18 protein-coding genes are annotated in these 13,659 nt (G+C 43.4%); 16 read left to right on the top strand and 2 right to left on the bottom strand.

Annotated features, from left to right (window positions below; all coding sequences use genetic code 11):
• Positions 1 to 25 precede the first annotated feature (25 nt).
• The 9 genes from CGZ90_RS05280 (at position 26) to mraY (ending at position 5,805) form a co-directional block, all read left to right on the top strand.
• Entirely contained in the window at positions 26 to 646 is a 621-nt protein-coding gene (locus tag CGZ90_RS05280; protein WP_094251265.1) for an HAD-IA family hydrolase, read from the top strand.
• Between the two features lie 214 nt (positions 647 to 860).
• The gene (locus tag CGZ90_RS05275; RefSeq protein WP_094251264.1) at positions 861 to 1,796 is read left to right on the top strand and encodes a DMT family transporter; all 936 of its coding nucleotides are present in this window, start codon (positions 861 to 863) and stop codon (positions 1,794 to 1,796) included.
• 36 nt (positions 1,797 to 1,832) lie between these two features.
• Entirely contained in the window at positions 1,833 to 2,339 is a 507-nt protein-coding gene (locus CGZ90_RS05270; protein WP_094251263.1) for an ankyrin repeat domain-containing protein, read from the top strand.
• Between the two features lie 42 nt (positions 2,340 to 2,381).
• Positions 2,382 to 2,678 carry a DUF2087 domain-containing protein gene (locus tag CGZ90_RS05265; RefSeq protein ID WP_094251262.1) on the top strand — a complete coding sequence of 99 codons (297 nt, stop codon included), beginning with the start codon at positions 2,382 to 2,384 and terminating at the stop codon, positions 2,676 to 2,678.
• Entirely contained in the window at positions 2,654 to 3,292 is a 639-nt protein-coding gene (locus tag CGZ90_RS05260) for a chloramphenicol phosphotransferase CPT family protein (RefSeq protein WP_094251261.1), read from the top strand. The genes CGZ90_RS05265 and CGZ90_RS05260 overlap by 25 nt, the downstream gene beginning before the upstream one ends.
• A gap of 1 nt (position 3,293) precedes the next feature.
• Positions 3,294 to 3,722, top strand: a complete 429-nt coding sequence (locus CGZ90_RS05255) for an NUDIX hydrolase (protein WP_094251260.1) — start codon at positions 3,294 to 3,296, stop codon at positions 3,720 to 3,722.
• Between the two features lie 45 nt (positions 3,723 to 3,767).
• Positions 3,768 to 4,271, top strand: a complete 504-nt coding sequence (locus CGZ90_RS05250; protein ID WP_094251259.1) for a nucleoside deaminase — start codon at positions 3,768 to 3,770, stop codon at positions 4,269 to 4,271.
• 80 nt (positions 4,272 to 4,351) lie between these two features.
• Complete coding sequence (locus CGZ90_RS05245; RefSeq protein WP_094251258.1) at positions 4,352 to 4,699, top strand: VOC family protein; 348 nt, start codon at positions 4,352 to 4,354, stop codon at positions 4,697 to 4,699.
• Between the two features lie 194 nt (positions 4,700 to 4,893).
• On the top strand, positions 4,894 to 5,805 hold the full coding sequence (gene mraY, locus CGZ90_RS05240) for a phospho-N-acetylmuramoyl-pentapeptide-transferase (protein WP_094251798.1): 912 nt from the start codon (positions 4,894 to 4,896) through the stop codon (positions 5,803 to 5,805).
• 79 nt (positions 5,806 to 5,884) lie between these two features.
• Here mraY and CGZ90_RS05235 read toward each other — a convergent pair whose 3' ends face one another.
• Both CGZ90_RS05235 and CGZ90_RS05230 read right to left on the bottom strand, forming a co-directional pair.
• Complete coding sequence (locus CGZ90_RS05235) at positions 5,885 to 6,490, bottom strand: GNAT family N-acetyltransferase (RefSeq protein ID WP_240515347.1); 606 nt, start codon at positions 6,488 to 6,490, stop codon at positions 5,885 to 5,887.
• A 26-nt stretch (positions 6,491 to 6,516) separates the two neighbouring features.
• The gene (locus tag CGZ90_RS05230) at positions 6,517 to 7,287 is read right to left on the bottom strand and encodes an alpha/beta hydrolase (RefSeq protein ID WP_094251257.1); all 771 of its coding nucleotides are present in this window, start codon (positions 7,285 to 7,287) and stop codon (positions 6,517 to 6,519) included.
• A 75-nt stretch (positions 7,288 to 7,362) separates the two neighbouring features.
• On the opposite strand from CGZ90_RS05230, the gene CGZ90_RS05225 reads away from it, so the two are divergent.
• The 7 genes from CGZ90_RS05225 (at position 7,363) to CGZ90_RS05195 (ending at position 13,594) form a co-directional block, all read left to right on the top strand.
• Positions 7,363 to 7,821, top strand: a complete 459-nt coding sequence (locus tag CGZ90_RS05225) for a hypothetical protein (protein WP_094251256.1) — start codon at positions 7,363 to 7,365, stop codon at positions 7,819 to 7,821.
• Between the two features lie 17 nt (positions 7,822 to 7,838).
• Entirely contained in the window at positions 7,839 to 8,387 is a 549-nt protein-coding gene (locus CGZ90_RS05220; protein WP_094251255.1) for a GNAT family N-acetyltransferase, read from the top strand.
• A 27-nt stretch (positions 8,388 to 8,414) separates the two neighbouring features.
• Entirely contained in the window at positions 8,415 to 8,639 is a 225-nt protein-coding gene (locus tag CGZ90_RS05215; RefSeq protein ID WP_094251254.1) for a hypothetical protein, read from the top strand.
• Between the two features lie 109 nt (positions 8,640 to 8,748).
• Entirely contained in the window at positions 8,749 to 9,990 is a 1,242-nt protein-coding gene (locus tag CGZ90_RS05210) for a hypothetical protein (protein ID WP_094251253.1), read from the top strand.
• A gap of 135 nt (positions 9,991 to 10,125) precedes the next feature.
• Positions 10,126 to 11,397 carry an MFS transporter gene (locus CGZ90_RS05205; RefSeq protein WP_094251252.1) on the top strand — a complete coding sequence of 424 codons (1,272 nt, stop codon included), beginning with the start codon at positions 10,126 to 10,128 and terminating at the stop codon, positions 11,395 to 11,397.
• Between the two features lie 21 nt (positions 11,398 to 11,418).
• The gene (locus CGZ90_RS05200; RefSeq protein ID WP_094251796.1) at positions 11,419 to 11,877 is read left to right on the top strand and encodes a VOC family protein; all 459 of its coding nucleotides are present in this window, start codon (positions 11,419 to 11,421) and stop codon (positions 11,875 to 11,877) included.
• 61 nt (positions 11,878 to 11,938) lie between these two features.
• Complete coding sequence (locus CGZ90_RS05195; protein WP_165766776.1) at positions 11,939 to 13,594, top strand: GAF domain-containing sensor histidine kinase; 1,656 nt, start codon at positions 11,939 to 11,941, stop codon at positions 13,592 to 13,594.
• The last annotated feature ends 65 nt before the right edge of the window (positions 13,595 to 13,659 follow it).

Below are 13,659 nucleotides of genomic sequence, written 5' to 3'. Positions count from 1 at the left end.
CGCTACTGAAAAAGGAGACAGCACCATGCACGAATATATCATTTTTGATTTTGACGGAACGCTCGTTGATTCTAAAGAGGCTGTAATCTCGGCTTACAATCAGCTTGCACGTAAACATGGATTTTTGCCGATGAAAGCAGATATGATCGATGAGTTAATGGAGATGTCTGTTCTCGAACGGTGCAAGGCGCTCAAGTTTCCAATCTATAAGCTGCCGATATACGCGCCTCAGCTTTTTAAGTATTACAAGGAGGGAATCAGGGATATCCTCTTTTTTCCTGGAATCAAAGAAACACTTGAGGAACTGAAGAACCGCGGCTATAAGCTGGCGGTCATTTCCTCTAATGAAGAAGAAAACATCCGTGATTTTCTAAACATGCAGGGCATTGATTATATTGATGATGTGTTCTGTTCAAGCTCGCTGTTCGGCAAAGACAAGGTAATCAAGAAGTTTCTAAAAGCCTTTAATCTAAAAGCGAATGAAGTTATGTATGTCGGCGATGAAGTGCGTGATGTAGTAGCGTGCAAGAAAACAGGCGTTAAGGTCATTTGGGCTGGCTGGGGCTATGAGCATATCGAGCACGTGAAGAAGGAGTCACCGGACTATATGGCATACGAGCCGGATGACATTCTTGGCATTTTATAATTCTATATTTTTGCGAGCAAAAAGGGGGCGGATGCCTCCCTTTTTTTGTACTATAAAATATATAACTTTTTACATAGATGAGGAACTGAGGCAGCCCAAAAGTTTAGGTATATAGTACAAGTTCAACTAAAGCTGACGAAAAAACATCCCGTCAGCTAAGTTTTCTTTGTTATCATAAGAAAACTATAGAAACATCTGAGGAAGAGTGCACACTGTGAAAAATGTGAAGACGTATTGTATTCTTGTGGCCGTGATGATTGTGTGGGGCATTAACGTGCCCGCAACAAAAGTTCTTGTGACGAACTTTGCACCAGTGACGATGACGGCGCTGCGTGTGTTTACAGCCGGACTGGCTGTGTTTTTGTTTATGGCGGCTGCGAAAAAGCTGCGGCTACCGACAGCAAGAGAAGCTAAGTATGTGTTCATCGCTTCCATCTTTAACGTCCTGGCACATCATTATTTTTTATCAATTGGATTAAAAGGAACGAGCGGGACAAACGGCGGTTTGATTTTGGGTACCGGACCCCTGTGGACAACTGTGCTCGCAGTGATGTTTCTAGGAACAAAATTCACTGTTCTGCGTGGTCTCGGACTGTTGCTCGGCTTTACAGGTGTGTCTTTCATCGTCCTTCAAGGTTCGTCCGTTTCAGGCATCGCGCCAGGTGATTTGCTCGTATTTCTGAGTGTCCTCGTTCAGGCAGTCAGTTTTATAATGGTAAAACGGCTTACCGCCACGATGGATGCGAGACTGATCACATCTTATATGATGCTGATGGGTTCATCGATGCTATTCGTCATCGGTCTAATTCAGGAGCCTGCTGGTCTTGAAAGCATGACGCACGGAACGCCGCAGTTATGGGCAGTTTTCTTTGCCTCGGCAATTGTCGCTACTGCGATGGGTCATATGCTCTACAACCAAGCGATGGGTGTGATCGGTGCGGCAGAGGCATCTATTTTTATTAACTTAAACCCATGTTTTGCTCTGTTAAGTTCTGTTGTGCTTCTCGATGAGGTGATATCAGCTGTGCAGGTTCTCGGGTTTCTACTTATCCTCGCAGGCGTCATCTTCGGTTCAGGGGCAGCAGAGGATCTTATAGCGAGGCAGCATAAACGCCGTCATAAAGGAAAAAGAGAACTCCCTGTCGAATAAACTAGAAAGATTATTCAATACTGGAGGAGTATTAGCATGAATAAAGATTTCTTTCAGGCAGTGGAAAGCGGCGACCATGAATACGTGAAAAAAGAACTCAAGCAGCATCCATCATTGGCGAATGCTGAAAACGAGCATGGCCTGACTGCGCTGGGGCTGGCTGCGCATTTCGGACACACATATGTGATAAAAGCACTTTTGGCAGGCGGTGCGGACATCAACGCGATATCGAACTCACAGCTCCCATTTATCCCTTCGAACACGGCTCTTCATGCAGCGATCGCTGGCAGGCAGTCTGTTGAATTAGTGGCGTTGCTTATCCAACATGGTGCTGACGTAAACGCGGTTGACAGCGAGGGCCACAAACCGATACAGTCGGCTGCTTTTGAAGGAAACATTGAGATCGCGAACGTACTTTTTCGGCACGGTGCTGATTTGACTGCTGACGGCGGCCAGGGAAGTGCAGCGGCGATTGCCGAGAAACGCGGAAACGAAGCGTTTGTGCAGTGGATAAGAGAACATCTGAGTAACGTGAGAGGCTGATTTGAAACAGCCTCTTTTTCATCTAAAAGGAGGAGACATCACATGGAGAAACAAGCTTTTCAAGATTCAATATTGCGTAATTTTACAGGTGCAGATGGCAGGCTGAAAAGTATTCCAAGCCAGAAAAAGAAGAAGCTAGTTATTCTTGAGCATATGGTCGCAAAACTTGATCCATCCAAAACATACAACGAAAAAGAAGTGAATGAGTTTATTAAACAATTTCATGATGACTTTTGCACGATCAGGAGAGAGTTCGTCATCAACGGATATGTGAACCGCGAAAACAGCATTTACAGCGTGAATGATAAAGAAGAATGGAACAAGTGGCAGGATCTGTAGAAATGGACAGTAAAGGGAAAATCATCATCCTTAACGGTGCACCACGTTCCGGGAAGTCGAGCATCGTCCGCGAAATTCAGCACTCGTTTGAAGGGGTGTGGATGAATCTTGGAGTCGATATATTCATGAAAATGACGCCAGATCATCTGCAGCCTGGCATCGGCTTGCGTCCAGGCGGAGAACGGCCGGATCTTGAGCCAGCTATTATGAAAATGTATGATGCAATGTACAAAGCGATTGCTGCGATCAGTTCAACCGGGCTAAACGTCGTAACTGATGTTGGTCATCATGATGGTTATTCCGTTTCGCGGGACATTCTTACGCAATGTGCTGCTAGTTTAAAAGATCATGACGTGCTGTTCGTAGGAGTCCGGTGCTCTATCGAGGAAATTATGGAAAGGCGAATTGCAACGTGGGGTGCAGGTTATGAGGCGGATGGCGCTGTACCAAAGCCAGTACAGCGCTGGCAGCAGCTCGTCCATGAACCGGGAATTTATGATTTGAAGGTCGACACCTCCATGTTAAGTTCGAAACAATGTGCCGATCTGATACGCCAGCGTTTAGCTGAAGGAACAACTGGAAGTGCGTTTCAAAGAATAAGAGGGTGTGAATAAAATGAAAAGGGTAGATGTCGCCTATACCGTGCTTGTTGATGAAACAAGTGAAAAGGTGTTGATGGTGAAAAATAGAGGAGAAGATGGTTCTTATTTCACCTTGCCCGGCGGTGCAGTCGAGAAAGGCGAGACATTGCAGGAAGCTGCTATACGTGAAGCGCGGGAGGAGACTGGACTAAGTGTTGAAGTCGGCGGGCTGCTGAATATATGTGAAGCGTTTTTCGAAAAAAGAGGGCATCACGCTGTTTTTTTCACGTTTGTCGGAAAAGTTACTGGCGGACATATTCATATCTCCATGCCAGATGAAATTGAAGAAGTGGTATGGATGGACATGACAGAAGCAAAGAAGTTCATATTTGGCGGAGAGAGCTGGACGGAAAGCATTTCCTCTCAGCCAGCTGTTCCATATGTTTTAAAAGGAACGGTGTAATTTAAATAAAAAGTAAGGAATGTAAAAGAGAATCAAGTAGGGCAGGTGAGAATATTGGATTTAGATCGTTATTTTTTGGAACTTGCATTGGAGGAAGCGGAGATATCATTTAAGGAGGGAACGTATCCTATAGGTGCAGTTTTAGTTGATAGTGAAGGAAATATCCTTAGTAAAGGTAGAAATCATGTCTTTTCTGATTTGGATCCTACTTCTCATGCGGAGATAGATGTTATACGGAAAGCTGGACCATTATTACTTAAGCCAGAATATAAAAACACTTGTACTTTATATACATCCGTTGAACCTTGTCCGATGTGTTCTGGAGCGTTAATTCTAGCAGATATAAAAAGAGTTGTTTGGGCGTTGAGTGATGATTATTTAGGAGCCATGAGAATTATGAAACAGGGAAATCACTTTAGGCATAAATTTGATAAGATTTCTGTAACTGCTATGCCATTTAGCGATTTAGCATTACGTCAGCAAGAACTTCATCGAGCTTGGGATGAAAATCGTGGGATTGAATATTCTCTAAGTAACATTCTTGAATAATTTAGATTTTTTTAACTAAAAAGCAAGTTTGTTGAAAAAAGAGATAAGCGAAATTTTAAGAGAGACAGGAGTGAGATAAAATGATAAAAGGTTTCGGAGGTATATTTTGGAGAACGAAGAATCTTGAAGCTGTGAAAAAATGGTACAGTGAAGTATTGAAGCTTGATATGGAAAATTGGAATGGGACTATGATAAAACCTGAATCAGGAAATGAAACAATTTTCTCTTTCTTTACGGAGAATGACAATTATTTTCCATTAGACCAACAAGTAATGATAAATTTCGAAGTACATAATCTTGACGAAACTATTAACCATCTTGAACAATTGGGTATACCACTGGCAAAGAAAAAAGAGGTTAGTGAATATGGAAAGTTTATTTGGATTGAAGATCCTGAAGGTCGCCTAATTGAGCTTTGGGAGAAATAGCAAGTGTTTGCAATGAAACAATCGGCTTCTAAAGTTGATTAAGACTATAAGAAAAGACCAGACAGAAATCTGGTCTTTTTTTGATGTTTATACAAGGACATTTAAAGGTTCTATCGAATCTTTCTATGATTGAGAGATTGAAGGGAGGTTAAAGTTTGTTTTCTCAACTAACTCCAGCCGCTATAACCTTTATCATGACCGTTTTAATTGCACCTGTCCTCATTTTGATTTTGGAAAAATTAAAATGGACCCAGCCGATACGTGCTGAGCTTCCAGCAGATCATCAAGAGAAAAAAGGAACTCCGTTGATGCTCGGCAGCGTCTTCCTAGTTGGGATTGCAGTTGCATTTTATTATAATCAAAGTCCAGTCATGCTTTTTCTAATAACTACGTTTTTGTTATTTAGTTTTATCGGTTTTCTTGATGATCATTGGAAAGCATCTAAACAAGATCCTGGAGGGGTTTCTGGTAAAACGAAGCTGATTTTTCAATTTGGATTCACTATATTGCTTTTGTTCGCATCCGTAAATTTATTTGAGCTAGATACTAGCATTCAAATAACAAAATCACTAGAAATTGTTTTGCCGTATGGTTTATATTTTGTGGTTATCACATTGTTTATTGTAGGAACGGCGAACGCGATTAATTTCACCGATGGAATGGACGGGCTATTAGGAATGGTAGCCATCCCTACCTATTTCTTTTTCTTTGTGATCAGCGAGTATGCAGAGGTCAAGATTTTTTGTTTGGTCATGATTGCGGCTATTCTAGGTTTCTTAATCTACAATTTGTATCCTGCTAAGGCTTTTATGGGTGACACGGGATCACTCGCAATAGGGGGATCACTATCCTTTCTGGCGATCATTGAAAAAGTTGAGATTCTCATTCCTGTTCTATTTATTATTTATCTCGCAGAGCAGTTATCCGTCATTTTACAGGTTGCCTACTTTAAGAGAACCAGGAAAAGATTATTTAAATTTACACCAATCCATTATCATTATGGAATTAAATATGGCTGGTCCGAAAATATGATCGTCACCATGTTTTCCCTTGTTTCATGGGCAGCCTGCGCAATTTGTTTAGTTTATTATCATCTATATATGTAGATTCAAAAGAAAAAGCCTGGTGCAGCCAGGCTTTTGATCATTGTGTATCCGAGATAAGTACAGCCTTGATGTGGTCGAATTAAGTAGTCTGATACTTTGCTTCCCGATCGCATAGCCCTTGTTTCACAGATGGCCACTCACCATCTGTAATAGAATACAAGACGCAATTCCTAATGTACCCGCTTTCGAGTATTCTTTCATTGCGGAGTACCCCTTCTTTCACAGCTCCGAGGCGTTCAATCGCTTTTTGAGAACGGACATTCCGTTCGTCTGTTTTTATCTGCACGCGGATAAACTTTAATTCCTCAAAACAATAGTTTAATAATAAATATTTACAATCCGAATTGACAAAAGTGCGCTGGAATTTAGTAGCATACCACGTAGCTCCCAGCTCACAAGACTTTTGGTTAAAATCGATTTGATAAAGACTTGTCGTTCCAGCCACTTCACCGGTCTCTTTAAGTATTACGGTAAAAGGCAAGGCTTTCGCCTGCTCGCGAAGCGCCAATTTATCGGAAACATTCCTGATCATTTCGGCCTCTGTTTTGATTTCTCCAAACATGTAGGACCAGATATCTGGCGTGCTTATCGCAAACAATTCGGGAGCATATTCTTTTTGTAAGGGAACCAATTTAATTCTTTCATTCTCTAAAACAGGCGGGTCTAGAAAGATCATTTCACTCATCAAGAACACTCCTTCATTATTTGTTTTTACTTCATCAAATAGTCCAAAATCCTTGGAAACCTCTCCCGCCATGCCGCTTCATTATGCTCCGCGCCTTCCACGATCTCAAAACGGCAATCGGATACTTTTTTCTGCAGCAGCTCATCTATTGCTTTGCTCGAATTGATATAATCCTGGCTGCTGATATCTGAGGAGCTTTCCTTCGTTCCAACATCATGATAAAACCGTTCAACTGCGGTCAAATCGTTCGATTGTATATACGACTCCAGCAACTCCTGGCTGAACCAGTAGGCTGAAGAAACCGAAGCCGCCCGTTTGTAGATAAGCGGATATTTACACGCCGCATAGGTGGTAATAAGTCCGCCCATCGAGCTGCCTGCCAATAAAGTGTTATCTGGCTGTGTACGGTATTTTGCATCGATCATCGGTTTCAGTTCGTGTGTGACATAGTCGATATATTCTTCACCTTCGCCGCCAAACGGCTTATCCTCGCCAATCAGCTTTTTCCCAACATCTTTGTTCACCCAAGGTCCGTATTCATCGAGCCGCTGATAACCTTCCTGGCTGCAGTCGAGACCGACGACAATCAAGTCAATCTCTGCAATGTCTAAGTAATCTGAGATTCCCCATGAAACACCGAAACTTGCATCCTCGTCTTTGAAAAGATTCTGCCCGTCATGCATATAAAGCACCGGATAGCGTTTGTCAGTATCTGTTTCGTATGATTTGGGAACATACACCCTCACTGTCCGCAGTCGGTTAAACGGAGTCATATTCACTGTGAATTGTTTGATCATTTACTCTCACTCCTTATGATTCTTGAAACTTAGCAGAATTTACATTCGTCTAGTAGTAAAAAGGGAGGTGTTTTTTTGAAAATTAAAATATTAGTTATTGTTATTATAGTATTTTCCTTGATTCTTATAAATGGCTGTTCTCCTAAAAGAGAACTTGAAAAACAGCCCCCAGAAATGGAAGGGTTTGTTAAAGCTGATGGCGAAATGTACGAATTAGAAAGAGGGGGCTATCGGTGGGAATGGAAGAATGGCACGGATACTGCTGTGGTGACAACTGACCATGCCTCACCAAACCAGATGGCTGAAAGCATAAAGCCAATTCATTTAACTTCCAATGGAAGGATCGAAATTCAAATAGAGGAAAACCCCGAGCTCACGGTTTTTTTGTGGAATAAAAGCGAACGGGAAAAAGAAATCCCTCTAAAAGAGAAACAGTTCTTACTACCGGCAGCAAAAGGCAAATACATTTATGAAGTTCTGGCCAAGTGGCATGAAGGTGAAGTATCTTATACATTTGTTGCAGAAGTTCATTAAATCTATGGAGGGATTATATGAATCAATTAACATTCGACCCTTTTCCGGCATTAAGTACAGAAAGATTATCTTTAAGAAAGCTCGATTTACATGATGCAGATATCATTTTCAACTACCAGTCCAATAAAGAAAATTTCAAATATGTCGATATGCCGGTTTATACAAGACTTGAAGAAGCAAAGAATTATATTACTCGAATGAATGAAGGCGTAAGTAACAACAAATGGATGATTTGGGCGATTGCTGAAAAAAGCACAGGTGAAATACTCGGCACTATTTCTATTTGGAATATCTCTATAGAACAAAAGAAGGCAGAACTAGGATATGGATTATATCCTGGAAACATTGGTAAAGGAATCATGTCTGAAGCTTTAGAGATAGTAACCGCATACGGATTTAACGAGATGAATCTGAAAACATTGGAAGCCTATACAAGTTCGGAAAACTACCCATCTATTGCGCTATTGGAAAGAAATCAGTTCAGCAAAGCTTCCTCTATTGTTGAAAAAGCATCAAATGGAGATTCGGTAAAAATATATATTTATAGCCGGGACAGCAGTGATTGAACATGGAAGAACAAATGAGGTGAAAACATGAGCGTCGATAAAAGAGGCAAACTGGATGAAGAATTTTTTTCTTATTCTGCATCGAAAAATGGCACGGTCTTTCTCGAGTGGTACGGCAAGCAAGTGAAGATTCTGAAAGGGAAAGAAGCGCAGAAGTTCATAGAGAGAATACAGAGTGCCGCAGATGAGAAAGAGCGTCAGCTGATCATGGCAAAAGTGACAGGCAACTTCAAGCGCGGCAACGAAAGATAGCGAGAAAAACCTTTATGGGGTACGGTACCATTTCACAACTATGCCGAAGTAACGGCTAAATTTGTGAATGGTACCGTACCCCTTCAATAATGTTACAGGAGGCCAAGACATGCATCCGCTCATAGAGGAATTAATAGAAAAGGCACGAAAAACAGCACGGTTAGATAAGCATCATCTGTTTTCTTGGGAAATTTACCGTAAGAAAGATGCGCTGTATCAAACTCGTTATCTTTTATCGATGGAATGGTTTCCTCTTGGAATTCATAAACGGAAGAAAGGGGATCTGAATCCATCGGGTACTGCAGCGGTCGAGATTGACATGCATACAAAACAATTCAACCACATTATTTTTACAGAGAGCCAAGGTTCGCGTCTTAAGGCTGATGATGTGGAGCAGTGGATCTTAGAGGTAACCGGTCTTCATACGAGCCAATTTACATGCACGAGCAAAAATGAAGAGAAGTTCGAGTATTCAGCATGTGTAAATGGGATACCCGTGTATCCAGGCGGGACCATAATGGTGGAGAAGGACGCTCAAGGCAATGTGATCTTGTTCTCAAAATCAGGATTCTTTCCAAATGATAGTGAAGCAGTGGAAGAAGAGTTCACCTTGAAAGCGGAAAATCTGAGCGACGTGTTCTATGAACAGCTGAAGTTTTATGATTTTCCTTCACAAAAGTGTAATCGATGGATCCCCTTGTATGGGGTGGAAGAGGTCTTTGTCACAAATCAGGATAAGTCACGGATTACATACGATACTGATAAGCAATTGACCGTCAGCATAAATGAAAACGTGAGGTGGGAAGAAAGCGGAACTGTCGAAAAAATCGCTCTTAAGCCGCTGGCCTGGGATCATGAAACGGTTCCGATCGAGCATGTTCTTGAAAATCGTCTTCACCCTGACCTCGTACCCATAACGCAGCAAGAAATTGAAAATGTAAAGCACGCTGTTGTGCGATTCATGCAAAATCATTTTCCAAAAGAATCGGGAGTTTGGAATTTAATTCACATCCTGCGAGACGGCGGTTATATCGTTGCGCTCCTAAAGAAGCCGGATGACAGAAGAGCCATATCCCAGTGGAAGAGGCTGTTTCTCAAAAGTGATGGAACATCAGTCCTTCAGATGGCCGACAATGATTTTATGTTAGAAATGCTGAGAGAATTAGAGCTTGGCGCAGCACCAACACTTACAAAAGAAGAAGCGTTCCGCATGCTGCAGCCTTATCTTGAACTCAAGCCGTACTATGTGTATGATGCCAGACAAAATCGCCATGTTTTTAGCGGTAAACTGGACTGCAAGTATGGGGTGGCTGCGGACACTGGTGAAGTACTAGAACTGGACGATATCTAGAAACATTGAAAAAGAAGGCATCCACCTTCTTTTTCTTTTTTTCTCCGTCAAAAGTCGTACTCGCAAACCATTCTTACTGCCGAAGATGCAAAAACTTACGATGATTATAATAAAAGCAGAATAGGAGGAAACGTTATGCGATTTAAAGATTTTCACCGTAACATTCAGGTCCGCATAGCGGAAAACTTTATCAGCTCGACAGTCAGCACGATGGTATTTCCGTTCATGGCCATATACTTTGCTGGGCATTTCGGTGCGAAGATAACCGGGATGATTATGATTTTCAACATTATCATCGGTATCATCTCCGGTCTTTACGGAGGATATTTTGCTGATAAAATCGGCCGGAAAAGGATGATCCAGCTGTCAGGTGTACTTCGTATCGGTGCCTACACGATGATGGCCGCTGCCAACTCGCCGTGGTTTGAATCGCCAGTGATTACGTTCCTCATGATGACGGTTAACAGTGTGTGTTGGGGAATCGGCGGTCCGGCGTCACGGGCGATGCTGATCGATGTGAGCACACCTGAAAACCGGAAATTTGTATTCGCGATCTCGTATTGGTTTAATAACCTTTCGTTCGCAGCAGGTTCCATAATCGGAGCTTTCTTGATCAAGTCACACCGTTTCGAACTGTTCGCTGCATTGTCTGTATCAGCTGTTGTGTCATGGGTGCTCGTCCAGTATTTTATTGAAGAAACATATGTGCCCAAGAGAGTTGCTACAAAAGAGAAACCTAGAGTGTTGCGCGAGATGGCTACGAACTATTCGCTTGTTTTAAAAGACAGATTGTTCGTCAAATACATGACCGCAATCATTCTGATCATGTCGCTCGAAGTGCAGCTTACCAATTATGTTGGCATCCGGCTTGAAAAAGAAATGAGCGTCCATACGCTGAACTTCTTCTCGAACGCGATTCACATCGACGGTGTCCGCATGATGGGCTTCCTTCAGACAGAGAACACTCTAGTTGTTGTGGCTGCTACAGCATTAGTTACTATGCTTTTTAAAAAGTATAAAGAATACAGCATCCTTATGGCGGGTCTAGCCATCTACACGATCGGATACACGATTATCGGGTTCAGCAACTCGCCGCTGCTCCTTTTGTTCGCGATGGTTTTAGCCACGATCGGTGAAATCTCTTACGCACCGGTTTCAGAATCCAAGCTCGCGGATATTGCCGATGATGAACACCGAAGCGCTTATATGGCGGTGGCTGGGATGAAGTGGAACCTAGGGATGGTTATTGCGAGTGTATGTGTTTCACTCGGGTCCTTCATTCCAAGCTGGGCGATGAGCACGATGTTTTTCGTGATGGGTGTAATCAGCATCTATCTAATGCACGTCATTTTTGCAGCACCAGCTAAACATGCGGATAAGCCGCTTCAGACGGCGATGATACCTTAAAGGAGAGGCGTTAAAATGAATATGACAGGAAATTTATTTGAAACTCATGTGCACGTCACGGACTTAGATCGTGCTTTAGCTTTTTACGAAAAACTTGGCATGGAGCTGGCACATAGAATCGAGTCCCGCAGAGCTGCGTTCTTTTACTTTGGAACAGAAAAAAAGCAGATGCTCGGCGTGTGGGAAGTGAAGCAATCGGAATGGACACGCAGACATTTTGCGTTCGGTGTGACGCTAGAGGAGTTGCTGAATGCTCCGCAATGGCTGAAAGAAAGAGGCATTGAACCTAGAGAATCGTTCGGTCTCCAGCCAATAGAACCTATCGTCCATACATGGATGCCGGCTGCAGCCGTTTACTTCAACGATCCGGACGGCAATTCACTTGAATTTATCACGATGCTCGAAGGGAAAGGCAGACCAGAACTAACTGGGGTACGGTACCTAAGTGAATGGGAAGCCCTTACCACAAACAAAGTTTAAGACAATTTCGCCCCGTCTCCCTTATAATGGAATGAGAATTACGGAGATGGAGGCAGAGTGGATGGCGGAAGCGATGAATACAAACGAGATCAATACGTTGAAAGTGATTGCCGAAACGCTGAACCAGTCACATGAACTGAGGCCGATGCTGCAGTCGGTTCTAGAAAAGCTGCTCGAGATCACGAAACTTCAGACAGGCTGGATTTTTCTCGTGGATGAAGAGCCAATCTATCATTTTGTAGCGGACTGCCATCTGCCGCCGGCGCTTGCGATCGACAACAAACGGCCGATGTGCGAAAACAGCTGCTGGTGCTTGGACAAGTACTGGGACGGGCGCCTGAACAGTGCTGTCAATATCATTAACTGCAAGCGCATCGAGGACGCGATTGAATGCAACTGGGGTGATACAGGCGGATTGACTCATCACGCAACGGTTCCGATAGCAGCGGGCGGGGAGAAATTCGGTGTGCTGAATATTGGTTCGCCAGGCAAGGTCCATTTTGAAGAGAATGAACTGAATCTTCTTCAGTCTGTTGCACTGCAGATCGGAACGGCGATCAAGCGGACGAAGCTGTATGGAGAGCAGCAGGAGCGGGCCAATACGCTTGAACAGCTTGACGATTTCGGCCGTTATGTGTGGAAGATACAGAACGTGAATGATTTTCCGGAAAAAGTGGTAAAGAAGATTGCCGGGCTTTTTCACTGGTCTCAGGTCGCTTTTATGATAAAAGAAGAAAAAGCAATGACTCTTCATACAACATTCACCAATGGGGCGGTAAAAAAGATCAAAAAGCGCTTTTCGCTAGGGATCGTGGAAGAACTGAGAAACAAGTCGCTTGATGACGAAGAATTGATTCAGGACCTGGAAAAAGAAGGGTTCATTGACGACTGTACAATAGCGGTCTCGCTGACGATGGGAGAAGAAATTCTAGGTGCGCTTATCGTCTGCAACGAACGCAAACCAGATTCCTATAAAGAATGCGACAAAAAAACATTGAAAGCGATCGCGGACTATGTGGCGCTTGCCGTCCAGAACGCTGTCCTTAACGAAAAAAGCCGGGAGCTCGCACTTGCCGAAGAACGTAATCGTCTGGCGCGCGATCTGCACGATTCGGTGAACCAGAAGCTGTTTTCGCTCTCCTTGACAGCAAAAGGCCTGAAAGCTTTCGCCCCAAAAGAGAACGAGATCATGCAAGAGTCGCTAGACGAAATCCAGAACATCTCGCAGGAAGTTCTTCAGGAGATGCGTGCACTTATATGGCAGCTGAGGCCAGCTGGGCTTGAAGAAGGAATCGGTGCCACACTCGAAAAGTATGGAAAAAGCCTTGGCATCCAGGTGGATGTTAAGATTAGCTCATGCTGCCATATGCCAAGGGTCATTGAAGAAGCGCTCTGGCGCATCGGTCAGGAAGCGCTGAACAATATCAGCAAACATGCCAAGACGGACAAAGCGGAGCTTACATTAGAATACGTTGACGACACGATTTCCATGAAAATACGGGATTATGGTGAAGGTTTTCAATATGACGAGAACGTGTTTGGGCGCTATTCACTCGGTCTGACGAGCATGAGAGAGCGCACGTGCATGCTTGGCGGGAAGTGGGAGATTGACAGCCGGCCAGGCTGCGGAACGGAACTCAGTGTGAAATTCAACTTGAAGGGAGATTCACTTGATGGGAAGACTGCCTCAAAAGAACGTGGAGGGGACGCCTTTTAAGAAGGCCCTTGCGAATTCACCAAGCATAATGGACGCGTGGAACCAATTGGACGCCGCTCTAAACG

The sequence above is a fragment of the Fictibacillus aquaticus genome (assembly GCF_002245695.1).
Taxonomy (GTDB): Bacteria; Bacillota; Bacilli; order Bacillales; family Fictibacillaceae; genus Fictibacillus; species Fictibacillus aquaticus.
Note: the sequence above shows the minus strand (reverse complement) of the source record. Positions and strands in the feature narration are given on the sequence as shown.